The organism is Neobacillus niacini (assembly GCF_048572935.1).
Classification (GTDB): domain Bacteria; phylum Bacillota; class Bacilli; order Bacillales; family Cytobacillaceae; genus Neobacillus; species Neobacillus niacini.
Map to the genome: position 1 here is coordinate 1,827,230 of NZ_CP183883.1, position 22,803 is coordinate 1,850,032.

A 22,803-nucleotide genomic window follows, 5' to 3' on the forward strand; every position below is an offset into this window, starting at 1 on the left:
GAGAAATAATGGCCACGATAAAAGATATAGCCAATTTAGCTAATGTTTCAATCACTACTGTTTCAAGAGTATTAAATTATGATGAAACATTAAATGTTTCGCCGGAAACTAGAAAGCGGGTTTTTGAAGCGGCGGAGGAGTTAGCCTATGTGGTGGCTCCGAAGAAAAAGCCAAAGAGTAAATGGAAAATAGGACTATACGATTCCTTCTCTCTTGAGGAGGAGTTAGTAGATACTTATTACTTGTCGATAAGGGTTGCTTTAGAAAAAAAGCTAAAAAGTAAAAGCATCGATTTTTTCAGAATTGACAAGGAAGGAAATGAATCAAATCTCAATAAAATTGATGGAATTCTATGTCTTGGAACCTTCAAAAGCAAGGACATTGAAAAAATTAGAGGTTTTAATAAACCTTGTGTCTTTGTTGACTCGAATCCGGACGAATATTATTTTGATTCCGTGGTGATCGACTTTAACTCTGCCACCAGAAATGCTCTTAACTACTTAACTGAGCTAGGTCATGAGAATATTGGTTTTATCGGCGGAGTAGAAACGGATATGTACGGAAATCGATTTAAAGATTTAAGACAGGACGTTTTTGAGAATTATTTAAAAGGAAAAAATATTTTTAAAGAGGAATTGGTAAGAATCGGCGGATACGATCCAAAGGATGGTTATATCAATTTAAGAGAAATGTTACAAGCGGATTCTAAACCAACAGCCGTATTTGTTGCGAATGATACCATTGCAGTCGGTTGTTATAAAGCTGCGTATGAACTAGGGGTTAAAATACCCGAGGAACTAAGCATTGTTGGGTTTAATGATGTAGCTACAGCAAAATATATGGTTCCTCCTCTTACGACGGTCAAACTCTACACGGAAATCATGGGGGAAACGGCTGTAGACTTACTAATCGAACGGCTTTCCTCGAAAAGAGAAGTTAGTAAAAAAATCACGATTAATACGAAATTAATTATAAGAGATAGTGCTTCTGTACCTCAGAAGAAATAAAGTTTTATTGGGGTGCTGTGCACTCCTCTTTTTTTCTTTAACCCATTTTGTTTCACAAGGTGGAGAAAATTATTGAAGAATTTTACAAAAAAAATTAAAAACTATTCATTTCGAAGCATTCGTACAAAAATGGTCCTTTTTTTCCTCATAGTAGCCCTGTTTCCATTACTATTATTCGGTTTGTTATCCTATGGAAAGTCCTCTGAGATCGTGAATAAACAATTTAATGATTATGAGCAATTTGCTGTTTCTCAACTAAACGAACAGATTGAAAATATTTTCGAGCAAATGTATGTTGTTTCGAAAGATATAAATCAGTATTTATCAGATCCCACCTTAGTCATATTACAGGAGGAAATCCCTAGAACATATACTGGGTTTATTGAAATCAAAAACTTTGAAAGATATTTAGAAGCACATAAAACCTATGACACAAAGGGAATCTATTTGATTACGAATACAGGTTATTATTATGGAAATAGTCGATTGGATATACATAAACTCTTCAAAAAGCCATTTTGGAAAGAGATTAATAGCTTAAAAGATGGTGATCTCTGGATAGGGTTTTATAATACTGATCATTATTTCACTGGTAAAAAGGATGAAAAGATTATCGGGCTTGTTTTTCCCATTGAAAGTGATTTTGGGGTATTGAAAGGAAGTAAACTTTTAGTTGAAACAAATGCGGAGGAGCTGTTCTCTTACATTGGTTTTCTGGAAAATGATCTTCACGCTTCTATCACGCTTAAAAATGGTAAGAATCAAGTTGTCTACAAGACAAAAAATACTCAGAAGGAATTGACTACAGACATTATCTGGAATAACCACTTTGAAGCCTATGGATGGGATATCCATATTCGTATCCCTAAAGAATATTATTATCAATCATCAACCGTGATTTTACGTTATACGATAGCGGCCATTTTATTTTCCATCATCCTGGTATCCGTGCTTGCCGTCGTTTTCTCAGTTCCGCTGACGAGAGGAATTAAAAGTCTAAATTCCTCGATGAAGCGGGTCAGTGAGGGCAATTTAGATACACAGATACCTATAAGATTTAATGATGAATTAGGAATTTTATCTCAAAACTTTAATGTTATGGTCAATCAAATCAAGGAATTAATCGAGAAAATCAGCATGACAGAACGTCTAAAAAGGCAGGCAGAATTAAAGGCTTTTCATTATCAAATTAACCCTCATTTATTATTTAACACCTTAAACTCAATCCAATGGAAGGCAAGGCTATCAGGAGCGAAGGAAGTTCAGGGGATGATCTACCATTTAACAGAGGTTTTACATGAAAATTTAAATTTTGCAGATGAATTAATTCCATTAAAAAAAGAACTCAAGACCATCCAACATTACTTGAAGGTCCAAGAGATACGATATGGTCAAACATTTGAATATATAGAGACGATTCATCCCGAATGTCTGGACTATTTAATCCCTAGGATGTCACTCCAGCCGCTGTTTGAAAATATCTTTTTCCATGCTTTTGAAGATGGCCGAGGTAGAATTGAACTAGAGGTCACCGCACAACCTGGGTATCTAGAACTTACCTTAACCGATAACGGCAAAGGAATGAATAAAGAAACCATGGATAAGCTTCTCGATCCGAACCATCAGGGTGTAAATGGGAGAGGAATCGGTGTTTATAATGTCGATCAACGGATAAGGCTACACTTTGGAAATGAGTATGGACTATCAATTGAATCAGTTGCGGGTATGAAATCAAGCTTTCGCATTAAATGGCCGAAAAGGAGTTAATGTTGATGATAAAGGTATTAATTGCAGATGATGAACTCATAGTTCGAAAGGGATTAATCGCAACGGTTGACTGGAAAAAATTCGGTATGGAAGTAATTGCAGAAGCGCCTAACGGCCAAAAAGCCTGGGAGCTCTTTCAGCAGTATTCCCCTGAACTCGTCATAACAGATATTGTCATGCCTGTTATGACTGGAATTGAACTTGCCAGAAACATAAAACAATATTCCCCCACTACTAAAATATTATTATTAAGCTGCCATCGAGACTTCTCTTTTGCACAAGAGGGGATAAATATTGGTGCTTCAGGCTATATCCTGAAAACAGCCTTTAGTGACCAACAATTTGAAGAATACCTTGGACGCATTGGGAATGAAATTAATCATACCAATATTCAGAATTCCTATGATTCATCCTATCTAGCAAAGGAATTCTATGAATGGTTATGTGATTTTGATAATTCCTTTCCCAAGCTAGTGGAGGAACTGTTTTCAAACGAGTGGAAATGGATGGTGAATCCTTATTATATTTATTTAATAAACGGACTAAATAGCATCGAGACGATTCAAAAGAAAATGTATCGTGGAGAAAAACCATTTACTATAATACCTTGCGGGCATGAACAAGCCTTTATTTTTATTTTGGAAAAGTCAAAAGCAGATTTTGAACATCTTTTAGTTGAAGCTAGAAGTAAAGATCCCTCCACGCGCTGGATGGTTCATGGCCCAAATCGAGGAATGAAGGAATGGATGGATGGAGTGACAAATCTTTTTCATAGGTTTAAATTTGAAAAACAATTTAAGGTTTCAATGGAGGATTGGCCGCTTCCCATTCAAAAGGCTGTTCAAATCATGATTCAAGAGTTAGATCAATCTTTTTCATCAAGCTATATTGCAAGGGAAGTGGGCTTAAGTCGGAGTCATTTTAGCACTATGTTTAAAAAAACAGTTGGAGAAAGTTTTATTACCTTTATAGAAAAGCTGAAAGTCAAAGCTGCGTGTGAACTTCTTAAAAATACTTCACTTCCTTTACAAGATATTGGTGAAAAAATAGGTATTCAGGATGGAAAGTATTTTAGCAAATGGTTTAAAAAATGTATGGGTAGAACACCTTCGGATTACCGACAGAACAAAAAGGAGAATGTAAGATAACAAAATTCCATATTATCCTTTATTTCGAGAAAATTCAAACAATAGTACAAAAAGAAGAAGATGATAGTAAGTTCTAGGCCGCTTTCATTCAAGTTATAATGAAAGCGGTTTCTGATATCTGAAGGAAAAAGAGGAACTAGTGATGAGTAAATTCAGGATAACTGTTCTGGCACTGATTTTAGTTGTTATGGCTGCCTGTTCAGACCAACAATCTAACAGCAGGGCTGAACAAATTAGGAAGGAAACCAATGAAATAATCGTTCTTCGTTTTGCAACTTGGGATTCAGGAGAGGCACTAGAAATTCAAGAGGCCATTGCTAAAAAATTTGAAGAAAAACATCCATTTATCAAGGTTCAGCTGGAGGCATATGGTGATGAGTTTGATCAAAAACTGGCTGCGGCATTCGGTGCAAAAAATCCTCCGGATGTTATGTATATGTGGAACTTTCCAGCCTATTTTCAATCACTTGAACCACTTGAAAATTTTATCAGAAGAGACCCCACTATTGACTTGAATGATTTTTATCAGGGACTCTTTAACTATTCTACTATGTATCGAGAACTGTATGGGATGCCAGCCGGTTTTACCACAAGGGTAATCTATTATAACAAGGATTTATTCGATGCAGCAGGTATTCCATATCCAAAGGACGGATGGACATGGGATGACTTTAGGAGTGTGGCAAAGAAATTAACGAATCCTGCTACCCAGCAGTTTGGATTTGGGGTAAGACCAGAACCCGATACATTTGATCTTCAAGGGATTGTTTGGAGTAATGGTTCAAGCTTCATTAGTGAGGATGGAAAGAAAATCGACAGCTACATGAACAGCCCAGAAACCATTGAATCTATCAAAATGTTTGCAGACATGGTAAAGGAAAAAAGTGCTGTACTTGTTGGAGGTAAAAATCAACAAAGTGGTGAAGAGTTTTTTAAAAAAAGCAAGATTGCCATGTGGGAAAGCGGCATTTGGCCATTGGAAGAGTTTAAAAAAGCAAAGGTAAACTTTGGAACAGTTGAAATGCCTGCATTTAGTGGAAAACCAGTAAGAGGTATTATTTCTTCTTCAGCGATTTCGATTGCAAAGGACTCAAAAAATAAAGATGTAGCATGGGAATTTGTGAAGTTTTTCTCCTCTCCAGAAGCAATAAAAATGAGAACAGCAGATTTACCTGTCCGTATCAGCATGGTGAAAGAGCTGCAAACAGATCAGGATCCATTAATGGGACCATTCTATAAAATGCTAGAAAGAGCGAATGCTACACCAGCATATCTTCTGACTAAGAATTGGGATGAAATCAATCGAAATTTATCCTCCGCAATAAATGCCATCATGCTAGAACAGGATGCGGAAGAATTATTAAACAATGCTGTCATAGATTCAGAGAAATATATAGGGCAGTAAAAAAGGGTTTAAAGATTTTCTACTATAGATTAAATCAATTTTTACCAGGAGGTATTAAAATGATAACTCAAGATTATTTCGGTTTAGAGGACAAGGTGTGTGTTGTAACTGGTGGAGCCTCAGGGATTGGATTAGCTGCTGCAACACTTTTAGCTGAAGTGGGTGCTAAGGTGATTATGGTAGATATTCATCAAGAAAACGGTCAAAAGGCCGCAGCTGAATTACAGAGGAAAGATTATCGGGTGGAATTTTTGCAATGTGATGTAAGCAATGGAAACGATTGTATTGCCGTAAGAGACCATATCGAAACCAAATACGGTACCATCGATGTCCTTTTTAACAATGCAGGTGTTATCAGAAGAAAAACAGTTGTTGATTTAGAAGAGCCGGATTGGGATTTGGTCATTGATGTCTCCTTAAAAGGAATTTATCTCCTTTCTAAATATTTAATTCCTCTTATGGCTAGAGGAGGCGGTGGAAGTATCATTAATACCGGCTCTGGCTGGGGAATAAAAGGTGGAGACCAGGCAGCGGCCTATTGTGCTGCAAAAGCTGGAGTCGTGAATTTAACAAAGGCGATGGCAATTGATCATGGTCCGCAAAATATTCGTGTGAACTGTATATGTCCAGGCGATACCGATACGCCGTTACTGCGGGATGAAGCGAAGCAATTACAGGTGAAAGAGGATGATTTTTTAGTATCCTCTGCAAAAGGCCGGCCGTTAGAAAGACTAGGAACACCAAGGGATATCGCCAAGGGAGTTTTATTTCTTGCAAGTGACTTATCAGAGTGGGTAACGGGAACAGATTTAATTGTTGATGGCGGCGGTTTAGCTTGATTTTTTGTAAAATTTAGAATTTAAAACTTACTATTTGACCTACAAGGAGGCAATTTTTATGTCACAAAAGGTACACCCTTATATTCCAAATATGGTGCCAGAAGTAAGAGATGAGATGCTAAAGGTGATTGGCGCTGAATCGGTCATGGAACTCTATTCAGGCATCCCGGAAGAGCTGCAGCTTAAGGAAGACTTAAAGCTGCCGCCAGCTTTAACGGAGTATGAGCTCAGACGCCATATTGAAGGAATTCTAAATAAAAATACAAGTACAAAGGAATATTTGAATTTTCTAGGAGCTGGCTGTTGGCAGCACTTTGTTCCCGCTGTTTGTGATGAAATTAATCAACGTTCAGAGTTTTTAACGGCCTATGCGGGAGAACCATATGAGGACCATGGTCGTTTTCAGGCGCTGTTTGAGTATCAAAGTTTACTAGCTGAATTAGTAGATATGGATGTGGTGAACGTTCCAACCTTTGATTGGGGGCAGGCAGCGGCTACTTCAATTAGAATGGCAGCCCGAATCACCGGGAGAAAAAAAGTCTTATTAGCAAAGACTGTTGCACCTGAGCGAAGCAAAATTATCATCAACTATGGAACACCTGAATTAGAATTTGAGTTTGTACAATTTGATATGAAATCGGGGGCAATGGTTTTAGAAGACTTACAAGAAAAATTAACACAAGAGGTTGCTGCTCTATACTTTGAAAATCCATCCCACCTTGGATTTATTGAGGCGCAGGGAACAGAGATCTCGAATCTATTAAAGGCAAACGGAACACTGATGGTAGTAGGGGTCGATCCAATCTCTCTTGGAGTTCTGGCACCACCAAGTCATTATGGAGCTGATATCGTTTGTGGTGACCTTCAGCCGCTTGGCATGCATATGAATTACAGCGGCGGTCAAGCTGGCTTCATTGCATCACATAATGATGTGAAAGTTGTCAGTGAATATCCATCCCGATTGTTTGGTATTGTCCCTACGGTGAAAGAAGGTGAATACGGCTTTGGAGATGTAGCCTATGAACGGACCTCATTTGCTCAAAGGGAAAATGGAAAAGAATCCGTTGGAACACAGACAGCACTATGGGGCATTACAGCCGGAGTCTATTTAGCTTTACTTGGACCAAATGGTATGCAGGAAGTAGGCAAAACCATTATGCAAAATAGCCAATATGCAGCTCAAGAATTGAATCAAATCGCCGGTGTAACAGGCTCACGTTTAAATGCAGCCTACTTCAAAGAATTTATCGTCGATTTTAATCAAACCGGCCTTTCAGTTGAACAAATTAATCAAAGATTGTTAGAAAAGAAGATTTTTGGTGGAAAGGACCTCTCACTAGAGTTTCCTGAGTTTGGTCAATCAGCATTATTTTGTGTAACCGAGGTTCATACAAAAGAGGATATCGACTATTTGGCTCAAGCCATTAAAGAAATTTTAGCGTAATGATTAAAAGAAGAGAGGAGCGTTTGAGATGAAAAAAATACAACGTACAAGTAAAACCCGAGATTTTCACCAAGCAAAATGGAATGAACCGATTATTTTTGAACTTCATCAACCTGGGGAAAAGGGCGTGGAGCTGCCACCGGTAAACGAGGATATTGCATTAGCAGTAGGAGATGGAACATCTTCCATTCCAGCAGCGATGCAGAGGCAGAGTAAGCCTAATCTCCCTGAAATTGGTCAGGCTCGGGTGTTAAGACATTATTTAAGACTATCTCAAGAAACCCTCGGTTCGGATTTTAATGTAGAAATTGGTCAAGGAACCTGCACGATGAAGTACATTCCAAAAATTAACGAATTATTAATTCGTGACCCGAAAATGATGGAGCTTCATCCCTTACAGAATGAAGAAACCGTTCAAGGAATCCTTGAGATTTATTATAAGCTGGACTTATGTATGAGAGAAATTTCAGGAATGGATTATTTCACCTTCCAGCCAAGCAGTGGAACGCAGGCACTGTTTGCGATGGCTTCCATCGTAAGAAAATATCATGACCAAAAAGGTGAAGGGGATCAGAGGGATGAAATTATTACGACAATTTTCTCTCACCCTTCGCAGGCAGCAACAGCAGCCGTTAAAGGCTATAAAATTATCACTTTGCATCCGGATGAGAATGGTTTTCCTGATATTGAAAAGTTAAAAGCGGCAGTGTCGGAGCGAACAGCAGGATTTGTTGTAGCAAACCCTGAGGATACAGGCATTTTTAATTCAAAAATAAAAGAGTTTACGGATATTGTCCACCAAGCAGGAGGTCTTTGCTTTTACGATCAGGCAAATGCGAATGGCCTTTTAGGAATCACAAGAGCAAAAGAAGCAGGCTTTGATATGTGTTTCTTTAATCTTCACAAAACCTTTGCTGCCCCGCATATGTGCGGCGGACCTGCTACTGGTGCGCTTGGTGTGACGGCAGAATTAAAAGAGTTCTTACCGGCACCAATTGTTCATTATCAGGAGGGTAAATATCTGCTCCAGAACGATTTAGAGCATTCCATTGGAAAGGTTCGCTCTTTCCATGGTGTAGCTCAAACGGTATTGCGTGCCTATGCCTGGATTCGTGCACTTGGAGCTGACGGCATTAAGGAAGTAGCAAAAACGGCTGTGTTAAATAATAACTATATGTATCACAAGGTTTTAGCGATTCGCGGGGCGAGTGCACCGTATGTCAAGGGACATCGACTTGAGCAAGTCCGTTACAGCTGGGAGCAGCTAACAAAAGAAACCGGGGTAACAACAGAAGATATTCAGTTAAGAATGACTGATTTCGGTCTTCATTACTGGACTAGCCACCATCCTTATATCGTGAAACAACCGTTTACCCTTGAGCCAACAGAGTCTTATTCAAAAGAGGATTTAGACGAGTATATCAACGCACTAGAGCAAATCTCAAATGAAGCATATGAAAACCCAGAAATCGTCAAAAGTGCCCCGCATACTAGCACCATTCACAAAATTGACGAGCAAGATTATTTGGATCATCCAGAGAAATGGTGTATCACATGGAGAACTTATTTGAAGAAAACAGAAGCATTTAAACTAGTTAAATAGTCTTTACAAAAAGAGGGGGCAAAAAAATGAAAAAGTACATGTCGATTATGCTGGTAATGATTCTGTTAATACTATCTGCCTGTTCCAATAAAACAGCGGGGAATGATGAAAAAACGGGAGATTCAAAAAATCCTGCAGGGACTATCACTGTATGGGGCTGGGATGTTGCCGCCGCCACTATGGAAGCAGCAGTTAAGGGATTTCAGAAAAAATATCCTGATGTAGTCGTTAAAGTAGAGGATTTTAATAGCTCTGATTTATACGATAAGGTAACTGTAGGTCTGGCAGCGCGAGGTTCAGGATTACCAGATGTGGTGTTAATGGAGGATGAACGAATTCCAGGGTACCTGCACCAATTTCCTGAAGGATTCGTAAATTTAGGCAAGCTTGGATATGACCAATATAAAGATTCATTCAATCCGGCTAAGATTGCAGCTGTTCAGAATAAAGACGGAGAAATTATCGCAGCTCCATGGGACATCGGTCCAGCAGGAATTTTCTACCGAGTAGATTTCTTTGAAAAAGCAAATATAGATCCAAATTCTATCCAAACATGGGATGACTACATTGAAGCAGGGAAGAAGATTAAGGAAGCTACTGGTGCACAGTTATTACCAATTGATATACCGAACTATGATGGTGTCTTTCAAATGATGATGCAGCAGCAAGGACTTTCTTATTTCGATAAGGACGGGAAAATTTCCTTGCAATCAAAGGAAGCAATCCAAGCTATGGAAGTAATCAAAAAGCTTCATGACGAGGATCTAATCCTAAACAATAAAGGATGGGATGGAATTGTAACCGCAACGGTAAACGGAAGTGTTGCCACCGTACCTTATGGTGTCTGGTATGCAGGTACGATCATGGACCAAGCACCTGATCTAAAAGGGAAATGGGATGTATTTTATCTGCCAAGCTTTGAGGAAGGCGGCACTAGATATGCAAACGTAGGAGGATCATCTGTGTTGATCCCTTCATCAAGTAAAAATCAATCTGTAGCCTATGCCTTTGTTGAATTCTTTACAACAGATCCAGAATCCCAATTGTTAGGCTTTGAAAAATATGGGCTTTTTCCTTCCTTAAAGGAAACGTATAGCAATCCAATCTTTACAGCTAATAGCGAGTACTTTAATAACAGTCCTATTTTCAAAAAGTTTGCTGATATTGTTGATCAAGTGCCACAAATTAACGTAAACGAAAACTTTGCAAAAGCAACCAGTCTTACGAGTCATGCACAAGCAGCCATTTTACTTGAAAACAAATCGGTTGAATCTGGATTAAAAGAAGCTCAACAACAATTGGAAAATGAAATAAAATAGTAGATTTTAAAGAGTTATAGAGCTGAGTGTTCCCAATATCCTCAGCTCTCTCTTATTCTAAAATCTAAAAGGCAGGAAGGTGGCTCGGTTGGAGCAAACAGAAAAAGTTGTAAATACGAAACCAAACTTTCGAGTCAAATCGAGAAAAAGTTTATTAACTCCTAAAAATGTTCCATATGTTTTCATCGCACCCGCAGTGCTGTTAATTTTGATATTTACCGTTTATCCCGTGATTTTTTCATTTATCTTAAGCTTTCAAGAGGTACGTGGTGTAGAGAAATCATTTGTGGGTTTTGCCAATTATACTCGATTATTCCAAGACCCAGTTTTCTATAAATCTCTTTTAAATACGTTTCAAATTTTGATTGTCCAGGTTCCCATCATGCTCTTTCTTTCTTTACTGATTGCAGTGGGTCTCCACTCTTCTATGTTAAAAGGGAAGGCGTTTTTTCGGATCTCTTACTTTATGCCCGCCATCACAGCGCTCGTTGCTGCATCGATCGTTTTCATGATTTTATTAGATGAGCATTTTGGTCTTGTTAACTATTTATTGTCTTTTGTCGATATTGAAGCCATACCGTGGTTAACAACTCCATTTTGGGCAAAGGTCTCCGTCATCCTTGTAATGACTTGGAGATGGACAGGATATAATATGGTGATTTTTTTGGCTGGACTACAGAATATTCCATCTGAATTATATGAAGCAGCAAGTATTGATGGAGCCAGTAAAGTAAAGCAATTTTTCATGATCACGATTCCTCAGTTAAAACCTGTATTTATTTTTACTGTAGTCATGTCAACCATTGGCACGCTTCAGCTATTTGATGAGCCGTTTATTTTAACACAAGGCGGACCAAATAATGCCACAATGACCATCACACTTTATTTATATGAAGCAGGCTTTAAATTCTTTGACTTTGGATATGCATCCGCGATTGCTTATGTTCTTGTCATCATCACGGCAATCATCTCATGGATACAAATGAAACTGGCAGGTGATGAATCATGATACATTCTAAAAAATTATCCTCGAAGGTTGGGGTGTATTGTTTATTAATTGCAGGTGTAGTCATATCTATTGCACCATTTTATTGGATGCTAGTCGGTTCTACCCTGCCTTCAGGAGAGATTTTTCGTCTGCCTCCTAAACTTCTGCCAGGCGATTACTTAGCACAAAACTTACAATCACTAAATGAGTCATTAGGGTTTGCTAAAATCTTTTGGAATTCATTATTTATTGCCCTTGTTTATACATTGGTTAGCACGCTTATTAGTTCAATGGCTGGGTATGCATTTGCAAAATTTACTTTTAAGGGTAAGAACTTTTTCTTTTTCATTATATTATGTACATTAATGATTCCTTCTCAGGTGACATTGATTCCTCTATTTGAAATGATGGTTACCTTTAATTGGTTAAATACGTATCAAGCGATTATTTTACCGACACTTGCTTCTCCTTTTGCGATTTATTTAATGAGGCAGAATATGAAGTCGGTTCCAGATTCGATTATTGAGGCTTCCCGAGTGGATGGGGCAGGGGAATTAAAAATATTCTTCACGGTTATTTTGCCAGTAACAAGACCTGCAATGGCTGCCGTTGCTATTTTTCTCTTTATGTCTCAATGGAATAGCTTACTCTGGCCGCTTATTACGTTAAATTCGAAAGAAATGTTTACTCTGCCGGTTGCTTTGTCTAGTTTAATTGGAATGGCACGCATTGATTATGGTCAGTTAATGTTAGGAACCACCTTATCTACGGTTCCCATTATGATCTTTTTCCTTTTGCTGCAAAAGCATTTTATTTCTGGGATTTTAGGCGGAGCTGTAAAAGAATAAATATAAGCCAACTGCAGTAAAGAAAAGCAAAAGAGAGCGGTCAATCCGCTCTCTTTCTTGATCTTTAAACGACTATCGTCTTTTTACCAAACAAAGTACCCCTTGGATGATTACCACAAGTGAGAATAAAAGGACAGCTAAGACACCAATTAGGAGAACTAACGGACTAAGCGGTGCGAAGAATCCGGTCAGCTCCACTCTTAATAAGGCAAAACCAGCTATAATGCAGCATAAGTACAAAAAAGGACTGCGGTCTAATACACTCATTGCTTACTCACTCCTTTTCTTGGGGTTAATTCATAAGTATTCATAAAAGGAGAAATTTATTTAACAGAATAATAAATCAGTTCTAAATAACTATTCTTTTGGAAATTTAATCCTTGCTGAAGGCGGGAGAAGTAGTGCTTTTGGCATTTTATTTTAATCAGGATTGATATGTGACTATATAAGCAAGGAATTGGATAGTATAACGTTTAATTAGCCGCCTTTGAAGGAGCTCATCTGCCCATGTGGAAGCTGGTATTTATATTCTTTTTTATCCTTGTCATCATTGCTTATCTAGTCCCAAAAAGATTGACTAAAATTGAATTATATACAACGAGTCTATTTGCTTTGGTATTTGGGATTAATGTGGATATGATTTTTAACTTTAAATATCATTTGTACGGGTATTTTGATAAAGGTTTCCAATGGCACGGGTTTTTAGGGGAATTTCTGTATTTCATCCCTGTTAGTATTTTGTTTTTAAACTATTACCCCTTTAAAGGGACTAATCAAACAAAACTCTTTTATATCCTTGCATGGACAGCAGGATCCTCCATAATTGAATTTTTTGTCGAAAGGACTCATTTTTTTAACTATACAGGCTGGAAACTCTGGTATTCCATCTGCATGTATCCCTTCGTGTTCCTAATCTTAGTGACTCATTTAAGGATCGTTCGGAGAATGATTAAACTAGATTCATGAAAAACGGTTGGATAAGAGCCCAACCGTTTTTTTTTATGAAATTTACCAATCAAAAGGCTTCTGCACGTTTCTTCGTTGTTTGTTCCACTGCAAGCTCCGGATGAACCTTCCGAATAACGGCTGGTCTTAAGAGCGTAAGGACTACACCTAAGAATACTCCAGATGACAGGAGCAGCACCCACTCGGCAGGGAAAACATCGTACAGAAATCCGTACAGTACCATACCTAATGGCGATAAAGCCATGGCAACTGTTTCAACGAGAGAGAATACGCGCCCCTTAAATTCATCAGCAATTTGCTTTTGCATCATGACTTGGGTTGGCGTATTGATGACAACTATACATGCTCCTAAACCAAGTTGAAGTATGATGAAGTAGCCAAACATCACGTTATAAGATAATGAGAAAAGTAAAGGTAAGGTGGCACCACCCATAATAACCCCCATGAGGATAATACCCCTTTTTGATATTAGTAACGGAAATCTGATCTCTTTTCGGATGGAGAGATAAATGGATAACAGCAGCATTCCAACAGCAAAGGCACCTTCTGTAAAACCAAAATGGGTGGAAAGCATTTTTAATTTTTCAATGAGAATGAAGGAATATCCAACTTGGTACGCACTAAAAAGGAAATTAACTAATAAGGCAATCCAGATAATAGTCATTAATATCGGCTGTAGTTTTAAATAAGATACACCCGCTGACATTGCTTGCCACATTGATTCTTTCGGCTTCTCTTCTGTTTCTGCCTTTGAGTTGGAGAACAAAGTGAATTTCATTGTAGCTTCGAGAATAATGGCAATCGTTGAAGCAGTCATGTAGAGAACGAGGAATAGCGGCATAGAAATGACTCCATACAAAAGTCCCCCAACTGCGGGAGAGGCAATGGCCGCAAAAGAAACGGACATTTGATTTAATGACATTGCTTTTTGAATTCTTGCTTCATCTACAAGACCTGTTATAGAGGAAGTGAATGCTACACTGGAAAACATAGATGTAAGCGATAAAATACAGGTTGTGATATAAATTGCCGTAAGCGATAGCCCATACGTAACACTGACGAGCAATAATCCCCCGATGGCCAAGGTTGCCGCTATTTGTGAAATGATTGCAATCCTTTTTCTTGGATATTTATCAATGATATAACCGGCAAAGGGTGCAGCAAGGGTGCGAGGTAATACATTGCAAATCAAGTTCAATGCAAAACTTTTTGCGGATCCTGTAGCCTGCAGAATATAAAAACTAATGGCAAATGAATATACTTGTGAACCAAAGGAGGCAATCAGTTTGCTTATGGTAAACGTCCAGAGATGATAAGTGGCTTTTTTCAACATGACACTGTTATTCATAATAATCTCCTCTTCTCTTAGGAATATTTTTGAAGAAAGTTTAATTTAATTAAACAAATCATAACATGAAGTTTTTACCAAATCAACTAAAAAGTTTAATTTAATTAAACAAAATTTGTTTCTTAACGAATATATCTTTCAAATTTAGGTAAAGTTTAATATAATTAAACAAAGAAACTGTTTAAGGAGGTGCTCTAACATGTTAGGAGATCGGATACGAAAATTAAGAAAACAGAAAAAGTTGACGCTTGAAGCACTTGCTGGTCAAGGGCTTACCAAAGGTATGCTCAGCTTAATCGAGAACAATAAAGCCAAGCCTTCGATGGAAAGCTTGGCACATATTGCTGAAGGGCTAGGGGTAGATGTAACTGAATTATTAGGTGAAATTAGCACACAAGAGTTAAGGGCAATTCTTGAAAAAGCAGAAAAGTTATATAATGAAAAGTCGGATGACCAATACAAGGAATTACTAACGCTGATTGAACCTTACATAGAAAAACTTACACAAGGATATGAATCTGCCAGGTTGCTGGATATCTTTTCCCGCAGTCTTTACAAAGAAAAGTTAGCTGGCTGGGAGGAGTTTGCTGATCGGGCCGCAATTATCTATGACGAGATCAATTTAACAGCAAACCGTGCACAAATTGCGATTTTTCGTGCAATGGTAAAATTTATCCAACATGATTATGCAGGTTCGTTAGATATTTTGGTAAGTGAACGGAAAGAGATTCATTCGAAGCATGTCTACATGGATCATATGACACGCATGGATTTTGATTATCATGAAGCCATTTTACATTTTGCTATTGGTGACAATGAGGCAGCGAGTGCTGTGATGGAAAAGGCGATTCAGTTTTCAAAAGAGCAGAGAATTTTTTATCGGATTAATGATTTATATAGACTTGGTGCAGGCCAAGCACTCATGTTTAAGGATGAAGAAAAGCTAGAGTTGTATTTGCGAAAGTTAAAACAATACGGGGAGTTTGCGGATGATTTACTCTCTATCCTCGTTCATGATTTAATTATCGTGATGTCTCTAAATACAGTGAAAAAGCAGTATACTTATGCACTTGAAATCATTGATACTTATTTAGCAGAACCCACAATGGAGGAAGTAGTAAAGGATCTCTATCAAATAGAAAAAGGTAAGGCGCTTTATGGGCTAGGTGAATTTCCGGAAGCCATTTCTTATTTCAATGAGGTAGAGACCTCTACTACGACGCATCATCCGTTTGATTTATCGCTCTATTATGTACGATATTCGTATAAAGCATTATGCCATCAGGAACTTGGAGAGATTGAAGAAGCTCTTCAGGCTGCACAGATTGCTGTGGAGAAATTTGAAGCGTTACCCGATACGCCTTTTAAAGAGTTTGCCACTGAGACCTACACTGCTATTCTCGCACAAGTAAACCCACAATAAAATGTAACGAGTTTATTTGTGAGGTGCAAAATGATTAAATCGCAAACCTAATCACAAAAACTTCACAGTGAAAAAGGCTAAGAGTTACAAATATCTCTAAGCCTTTTTTAAAATTTGTTTTTTTTAAAAGAACCGATAAATTGTACAAGTTTATTAGACGCTAAACAAAGTTCGATAAATAAGCGGAGAAACTTCGTCTAATTAGAAAATATTATTAAAAATGGCGTAAATAGACGGAAGGAATCCGCCTATTGACCCGAAAAACATGAAAATGAGTCATTTTTTCTTGCTTAAGCGGAAAACCTCCGCTTAAATCCCAGAACCGAGCTCTATTCACTAGTCTAAGCGGAAAACCTCCGCTTAATTAATACGGGGTTTCTCTTTTGTTTTTTACACTCCTCGTTCAAAGCCTCGTTTAAAACTAGGTTTTAATTTTCGTTCTAACTTTTTACCCTCATCACGGTCTCCCGTTTGTCCTGCTTCATTTCCGATTACTTTGAAACTATCCTTTGTTATTTGGTAGGAAGAAGCTTCACTTGTCTTTTTAGCTTTTTTCTTCTGAGCCTTAGGAAGTTTATATAACACTCCGACTTTTATTTGCTGTACTTCTTTTACACCCTGGATAATGAGTTGCATAGCGAAGATCGCTAGCATAAAGGCAGCTAAAATCCACAGGTACCAGTAGCGTCCTGAGGCGATTGTGGTTCTTCCTATTTCACCAATTAGCCCGGACCATTCATTGGTTATCGACATTGGCGGATCTGAACCCATTGGGTCAAAGTCTAGCTTTGTCCCGCCAAAGAAAAATTTAAATATCCCTAAATGAATAAAGATAAGTAGTACCTGAATAAATTGAGTTCCCAATAATATCGTTAGACGCGGACCAATATGTGGGATGATGTGCTTCCAGAAGAGATGAAATCTGCTTCCGCCTAAGACGCGCGCACTGGCAATAAATTCATAATCTAGAACTCTCTTGATTTCTTTTCCTAATAAAACGGTTGTTAACGGAACGACAAGGATGGTTAAGATAAACATCTCTAATAAAATTCGTTGTGTAAAGGTATAAGTAAATTCATATCCATAACCGATCAACGTCGGAAGTAAGATCGGTGCTAGCAAGATGTAGGCAACCAAGCTCAAAGGCAGGAAATGAATCGAATCGATTAACTTTGCAAGCCATTGCTGTGTGCGGGGACCTAAATGGAAAGCATAAATGACCCCAAATAAAAGCCCTCCAAGAACGCGCAATAAGGCAATTAATAACGCAAAAATCAATGTATATTTCGCGCCAATGACTAATTGGTCAAAAAGGCTGAACCCTAATTTGTCTGAGCCAAAGAAAAAGGGCTTAGTAGGTGCATGTGGTGCGGCACCAAGCAGCGTCGCACCATCCTCTGCGTAATAAAGTCTGACTTGATCGACATGGTTATCGGTTGTGACTGAATAAATAATGCTGTAACTGATGGTTACAATAAAAAATAGAGCTCCAAGTGCAAACTTCCAATTTTTCATATGCCTTCCAAATGTGAAGAGCATATTTAGAAATGGACGGAATGGCGATACTTTTCGCAGGTTAATCATTTGAAAAGAATATAGAATGTTTTCAAAGAATCTCTTGGTTCCCTCCGCAATATTACCAATGCGCCACAATGAATTCCGTCTCGTTTCGTACGCTAGTGGCCGATCTTCTTTTAGCCATAAGTCTACTAATTGGAATAGGAAGTAAAATGGTGTGAAAATAAGACCCAGCGTAACAAAGATGGTTATAGGCTGAAAGTTATCTAGTAAATAGAATGTTAATCCGTGGACGTTAAACACCCGTTCAATAATAAATTGGCTGGAGAGTGTTCCCCAAATAATAATCTTTATATGATGAAACGAAAGGGGCATGATATTTTTTAATACATGTCTAAGCAGGATATTCAATTTGTCTATCCCTTTACTTTTTACAAAGGTAACATAAACCTTCAAAAACTCTTCCTCAATCATAAGGAGCAGAATCTTGAACATGGAAACTAGCGGTAAGATTGCCAATGTGACAATAGGTGCAAAATAGGCCTTTTCTGTAAAACTGGCAACCTTAAATAAATCAACGCCAAACGACTTAAAGATAACAATGGAAAATACTTGTAATAAAGTAGCCAGTATTAAGTCAGGAACAGACTCCAACACATCAAGTAATCTCTTTATCGGACTCAGTAAGAACTTAGGTAAAAAGGTGGACCATAATGCGAGAATAAGCGCGATACTAAAGCCTGCCAAAAGAGCACCTAACAATATTTGCATGGAATATATAAATGCCGGCCCCATAATCTCCATCATGGGTGCACCGCCAGTTTGAGAACGTTCGAACTTATAAATCCATGATTCTGATTTAAACAAGTCCTTGCCAAAAGCAATTAATTGTTCAAAATAACCTGTTGAATCCGGAGTTCCCCTTGTGGAAAAATATTGTGGAAAAATACTCACACAAAATATAGATACAATTCCAAGTAGGTAGTATGTAATTAATCTAACCATCTTCAAAATATCTCACCCCATTTTCTCCCTCTAAATCACTAGATTCGTATAATAGAAGTAGTCACGTAAAAGAAATTATATTCTAAATTTTCACTCCTTTCAACATGATTTATCCCCTAATAATTTCCATGGCTGAAATTTAGACGTAATTGGGGTTGTATTTGTTACAATTAATAAGGAATATTTATTTAAATCTTTTTAAGAGGAGAAATGATTATGATTCTAGTGGTTGGCGGTGCGGGTTATATCGGAAGTCATCTTGTAAGGGAATTAGTAGAAACAGAAGAGGTAATCATTTTAGATAACTTGTCTACAGGTCATCGTGAAGCGATTGATACAAGAGCCATTTTTGTACAAGGAGACCTTGGGAATGAAGAAGATATACAGATGATATTCTCAAGTTATCCGATAAAGGCAGTTATGCATTTTGCGGCTTATAGTTTAGTAGGAGAGTCCGTGGTTGATCCTCTCAAATATTATGAAAATAATGTTGCATCTACGTTAACGCTTTTAAAAGTAATGATGAAAAACAATGTAAAGAACTTTATCTTTTCTTCAACTGCAGCTACATATGGTATTCCAAATGTTGAGATCATTGATGAACAAACCATTACATCACCAATCAATCCTTATGGACATTCTAAATTAATGATTGAACAAATGCTCGCTGATTTTTCCAACGCCTATGGCTTAAACTATGTCATTCTTCGTTATTTTAATGCAGCTGGGGCACATGAATCCTCTAAGATAGGTGAAAGTCATAACCCGGAAACGCATTTAATTCCCATTATTCTTCAACAGCTATTAGGTCAGCGCGAAAAGGTCGCTGTTTTCGGCTCCGATTACGATACTGCTGACGGTACATGTATCCGTGATTATATCCATGTGACCGATTTAGCGAAAGCACATATTCTTGCGTTAGAGGCTTTATTAAGTGAAAAGAAAAGTGCGGAGATTTATAATTTAGGAAATGGTCTTGGCTATTCGGTAAAAGAGGTCATTGAGACATGTGAGAGAGTAACCGGGGTAAAAGCAAATGTTGAAATGGCTGACCGTCGTGCAGGGGATCCGGCTAGACTCGTCGCTACTTCAAAAAAGATTTACAATGAATTAGGCTGGAAAGCAGAGCGGAATCTAGAACAGATTATTGCAGATGCCTGGAAGTGGCATAAGAATCAGCAATATTAATAGAAAGCCCTTGCTCGTGGGTGCGGGCAAGGGCATTTTTATCTGAATTAAAATAGTAATCGAATGATTATTTTTATCCAACCGAAAAACGCAATCCATAATGGAACACTTAATGAAGTCCCCCAAACCAGCCCATAAGCGAAATTACCATGCTCATCCATAAAATCCACTCCCTATAAGTAGTTGTAGATTATTTTTTAGTTTTTCCGATTGTTATACTGATCATAATAGAGAACGCTTACATTTACAATGATTCAAATGATTTATTTCACTGTGTTTAACTTGAAAAGTCGAGACAATAGCACTAAACAATTATCCTTAATTAAGTTTAACAAAAAGGAAAGGGGAAAAACCGTAAAGCTTGTCAAACTAATTAGTTTTGTTTTCGAGCATATTCTATAAAATAACCTGCTTTTATTCGACAGAATATTTTCTGGGAAATTAACATAGGCTTGTTATCTATATAGGATTTAGGCAGCAATCCTCAATCATTTGATTAGTAGTAAAAGGCGAAAAAATTGTCTGAGTTTGTTGATATCTATCACAGCTATTTTTATGAATTTAGTTTATGTTCACTATAAGCAGTGTATGATTCCTGGTGACCATGGAAAGGAGCTTCTTCTTGAGAAATGTGATCAAAAAGTCAGATTTAGATTCTTTTGTTGAGTTCTGTGAGCCTTTACTTTCTGAGGCACCATTTCCTTGTTATGTAATGGATCTGGAGGGCAGTATTGTTTTTTCAAATAAAGCCGTTCAAGAATTAACAGGTTATGAAAGACATCGTGATTATCAGCGGAATTTTTTCTCAGTTTTAGAAGAAGATGAGATTGGTAAGACGATAGAGCATATAAATACTGTCCTAAAAGGAGAAAGAAAGAGTCTTCGAACAAAGATTAGAAATCGGAGCGGTCATGTAATAGATGTGAACATCCTATCCATTCCGGTGATAGTAGAAGGTGAAATTCTTGGTATTTGCGGCTATATGATTAGTGCATCAAATGAGAGGATTTTTTCGAAACCTATTCCTGAGAACTGGAATAATATCATTACTGGTATTAAGACAATTGACAGAATTGCTATGGATAGTTCAAAGCGGAAAAAGGCAGAGGAACAGTTAACTTACTTAGCTTATCACGATCCTTTAACAGGCTTGCCAAACAGACGAAAGTTGGACCATGAACTGCATATATCGATTACGGAAGCAAAAGAAAAGATTATGTTGGTTGGGGTTTTATACTTGGACCTCGACCGTTTTAAATATATCAATGATTCTCTCGGTCATAAAATGGGCGATAAGGTTTTACAGGTCATTGCAGATCGCTTAAAGGACAGTTTGAGAAGTGACGATACGGTCTCCCGTCAAGGAGGGGATGAGTTTGTCATCTTGCTGAAGAATGTGTCCACTAAAGAGGACCTTTATGAAGCTGCAGCTAGAATTAATCGGATTATCGCAGAACCAATACGACTGCTTGGTCATGAATATGTCCTTAGTGCCAGTATCGGGATGAGTATTTTCCCAGACCATGGGTTCGAAGCCGAAGTTTTAATTCAAAAGGCAGACCAAGCGATGTACCTTGCAAAGGAAAGCGGGGTAGGAATTCAGCCTTACGAAGCGGGAATGTCGAAAAGTCTATCTCGAAAACTGCTGCTCGAGCAATTCCTTCATAAAGCCATTGAAAAGAATGAATTATATCTGGAGTATCAACCAATCGTTGATGTGTACAAAAAACAAGTAATGGGGTTAGAAGCACTTCTTCGTTGGCAGCACCCAGTTATAGGGCCGATACCACCCGGAGAATTTATCCAAATTGCTGAGGAGTCAGATTTAATAATAAAATTAAGTAATTGGGTATTGGAAACAGCATGCAGACAGCGTAAAACGTGGGTGGATATGAACCTGCCGCCATTTTATGTATCTATTAATGTACCAGCGAGACAAATTAATTTGGAATCTTTCCTTGAAACCGTTAAGGACACACTAGCACGCTATCAGCTGCCAGCTAATTTATTAAAAATTGAAATAACAGAAAGAACTGCGATGACCAATGTCCAGCAGACGTTAAACACGATAAAAGAATTACAGGATAATGGAGTTGATATCATACTCGATGATTTTGGGGTTGGTTATTCGTCCATTAGCTACCTGGTACAATATCCCTTTAATACGATTAAAATAGATAAATCCTTCATTGAAGGGTTAGAGAATAAAAATCAGCGGTCTATTTGTCGAACATTAGTGTCAATGGGCAGGAACCTCGGAATGAATGTGGTTGCAGAGGGAGTGGAAGAATTAGAACAATTTCAATTCTTATGCAGTATTGGCTGCCATAATATGCAGGGCTACTATTTTAGCAGGCCAACTCGTGTTGAATTGATAGAGGCGTTCTTTACTTCTGAACAAAAAGGCTTACAGGGTAAATTTAAATAAGGGCCGAGACGTATCATCTTCGGTCCTTACCAATTAAAAATGCTTCACCATTGTCAAAAATTCAGTTGTATTTCTACTAAACTCTACTTTTTTAACAAATCCTAGTTTTGTATATAGATGAATGGCTCTTTGATTAAATTTTGCGACGGTTAATCGGATAGAATCGAGCTGATAGGTTTCTTGAATATACGAAAGGATAAACGTAAAGAATGGTGTTCCAAACCCCTGACCAGTTATGGCAGGATCCATGCCAATACCTATATCCTGCAAATCTTCATTATAGGCGCCAACTGTAGAACCAAATGGAACTTGGGCAGCGCTCCCAATACAAAGGAAACCAAGGAGCTCATGGTCTTGATTCAAAACCGCATAATAAGGATTTTCTAGTAATTCGGTAAGAGATTCAGCACTTTCTTCATTGTTATAAAAATCATAGGGTGCTTCGTATTTCCAAGTTAGGATCTGCTTTGCGTATTCCTCCGTCATATCCCTTACAAGTAACTGCATTTTATAACCCCTTTTTTCTGTAATCAAAACAAAACCGCTGCCATAAAGTGAA

The 22,803-nt window shown here is 37.9% G+C and carries 18 protein-coding genes; 14 read left to right on the forward strand and 4 right to left on the reverse strand.

Features of this window, described 5'->3' with window-relative positions:
- The first annotated feature begins 8 nt into the window (after positions 1–8).
- From ACN6MT_RS08545 to ACN6MT_RS08590, 10 genes are all read left to right on the forward strand, one after another.
- Positions 9–1,007: a LacI family DNA-binding transcriptional regulator gene (locus tag ACN6MT_RS08545; protein WP_419955534.1), complete on the forward strand. Its 999-nt coding sequence runs from the start codon at positions 9–11 to the stop codon at positions 1,005–1,007.
- A 72-nt stretch (positions 1,008–1,079) separates the two neighbouring features.
- Positions 1,080–2,774 carry a sensor histidine kinase gene (locus ACN6MT_RS08550; RefSeq protein WP_419955535.1) on the forward strand — a complete coding sequence of 565 codons (1,695 nt, stop codon included), beginning with the start codon at positions 1,080–1,082 and terminating at the stop codon, positions 2,772–2,774.
- Positions 2,775–2,779: 5 nt separating this feature from the next.
- The gene (locus ACN6MT_RS08555; protein WP_419955536.1) at positions 2,780–3,922 is read left to right on the forward strand and encodes a response regulator transcription factor; all 1,143 of its coding nucleotides are present in this window, start codon (positions 2,780–2,782) and stop codon (positions 3,920–3,922) included.
- 142 nt (positions 3,923–4,064) lie between these two features.
- Complete coding sequence (locus ACN6MT_RS08560; protein ID WP_419955537.1) at positions 4,065–5,327, forward strand: ABC transporter substrate-binding protein; 1,263 nt, start codon at positions 4,065–4,067, stop codon at positions 5,325–5,327.
- A 59-nt stretch (positions 5,328–5,386) separates the two neighbouring features.
- Positions 5,387–6,166: an SDR family NAD(P)-dependent oxidoreductase gene (locus tag ACN6MT_RS08565; RefSeq protein WP_419955538.1), complete on the forward strand. Its 780-nt coding sequence runs from the start codon at positions 5,387–5,389 to the stop codon at positions 6,164–6,166.
- A gap of 58 nt (positions 6,167–6,224) precedes the next feature.
- A complete protein-coding gene (gene gcvPA, locus ACN6MT_RS08570; RefSeq protein ID WP_419955539.1) occupies positions 6,225–7,610 on the forward strand; it encodes an aminomethyl-transferring glycine dehydrogenase subunit GcvPA in 1,386 nt (461 codons plus the stop codon).
- Between the two features lie 28 nt (positions 7,611–7,638).
- Positions 7,639–9,213 (forward strand): aminomethyl-transferring glycine dehydrogenase subunit GcvPB, encoded by a 1,575-nt coding sequence (gene gcvPB, locus ACN6MT_RS08575; RefSeq protein WP_419955540.1) that lies wholly within the window; start codon positions 7,639–7,641, stop codon positions 9,211–9,213.
- A 26-nt stretch (positions 9,214–9,239) separates the two neighbouring features.
- Complete coding sequence (locus ACN6MT_RS08580) at positions 9,240–10,532, forward strand: ABC transporter substrate-binding protein (protein WP_419955541.1); 1,293 nt, start codon at positions 9,240–9,242, stop codon at positions 10,530–10,532.
- 88 nt (positions 10,533–10,620) lie between these two features.
- On the forward strand, positions 10,621–11,541 hold the full coding sequence (locus tag ACN6MT_RS08585) for a carbohydrate ABC transporter permease (RefSeq protein ID WP_419955542.1): 921 nt from the start codon (positions 10,621–10,623) through the stop codon (positions 11,539–11,541).
- Positions 11,538–12,368, forward strand: coding sequence for a carbohydrate ABC transporter permease (locus ACN6MT_RS08590; RefSeq protein ID WP_063251932.1), 831 nt, complete (start codon positions 11,538–11,540; stop codon positions 12,366–12,368). The genes ACN6MT_RS08585 and ACN6MT_RS08590 overlap by 4 nt, the downstream gene beginning before the upstream one ends.
- A gap of 72 nt (positions 12,369–12,440) precedes the next feature.
- On the opposite strand, the gene ACN6MT_RS08595 is transcribed toward ACN6MT_RS08590, so the two are convergent.
- Positions 12,441–12,635 carry a hypothetical protein gene (locus tag ACN6MT_RS08595; RefSeq protein ID WP_419955543.1) on the reverse strand — a complete coding sequence of 65 codons (195 nt, stop codon included), beginning with the start codon at positions 12,633–12,635 and terminating at the stop codon, positions 12,441–12,443.
- A 369-nt stretch (positions 12,636–13,004) separates the two neighbouring features.
- On the opposite strand from ACN6MT_RS08595, the gene ACN6MT_RS08600 reads away from it, so the two are divergent.
- Positions 13,005–13,334 carry a hypothetical protein gene (locus tag ACN6MT_RS08600; protein WP_419956409.1) on the forward strand — a complete coding sequence of 110 codons (330 nt, stop codon included), beginning with the start codon at positions 13,005–13,007 and terminating at the stop codon, positions 13,332–13,334.
- A 49-nt stretch (positions 13,335–13,383) separates the two neighbouring features.
- On the opposite strand, the gene ACN6MT_RS08605 is transcribed toward ACN6MT_RS08600, so the two are convergent.
- The gene (locus ACN6MT_RS08605) at positions 13,384–14,682 is read right to left on the reverse strand and encodes an MFS transporter (RefSeq protein WP_419955544.1); all 1,299 of its coding nucleotides are present in this window, start codon (positions 14,680–14,682) and stop codon (positions 13,384–13,386) included.
- Positions 14,683–14,881: 199 nt separating this feature from the next.
- Here ACN6MT_RS08605 and ACN6MT_RS08610 point away from each other — a divergent pair, with 199 nt between their 5' ends.
- Entirely contained in the window at positions 14,882–16,105 is a 1,224-nt protein-coding gene (locus ACN6MT_RS08610; RefSeq protein WP_419955545.1) for a helix-turn-helix domain-containing protein, read from the forward strand.
- A gap of 390 nt (positions 16,106–16,495) precedes the next feature.
- Here ACN6MT_RS08610 and ACN6MT_RS08615 read toward each other — a convergent pair whose 3' ends face one another.
- Complete coding sequence (locus tag ACN6MT_RS08615) at positions 16,496–18,628, reverse strand: ABC transporter permease subunit (protein WP_419956410.1); 2,133 nt, start codon at positions 18,626–18,628, stop codon at positions 16,496–16,498.
- A gap of 216 nt (positions 18,629–18,844) precedes the next feature.
- Between ACN6MT_RS08615 and galE the strand changes: the two genes are divergently transcribed.
- Both galE and ACN6MT_RS08625 read left to right on the forward strand, forming a co-directional pair.
- A complete protein-coding gene (gene galE, locus ACN6MT_RS08620) occupies positions 18,845–19,816 on the forward strand; it encodes a UDP-glucose 4-epimerase GalE (RefSeq protein ID WP_419955546.1) in 972 nt (323 codons plus the stop codon).
- Between the two features lie 631 nt (positions 19,817–20,447).
- Positions 20,448–22,244: an EAL domain-containing protein gene (locus tag ACN6MT_RS08625; protein WP_419956411.1), complete on the forward strand. Its 1,797-nt coding sequence runs from the start codon at positions 20,448–20,450 to the stop codon at positions 22,242–22,244.
- 33 nt (positions 22,245–22,277) lie between these two features.
- Here ACN6MT_RS08625 and ACN6MT_RS08630 read toward each other — a convergent pair whose 3' ends face one another.
- A complete protein-coding gene (locus ACN6MT_RS08630) occupies positions 22,278–22,751 on the reverse strand; it encodes a GNAT family N-acetyltransferase (RefSeq protein ID WP_419955547.1) in 474 nt (157 codons plus the stop codon).
- Positions 22,752–22,803 lie beyond the last annotated feature (52 nt).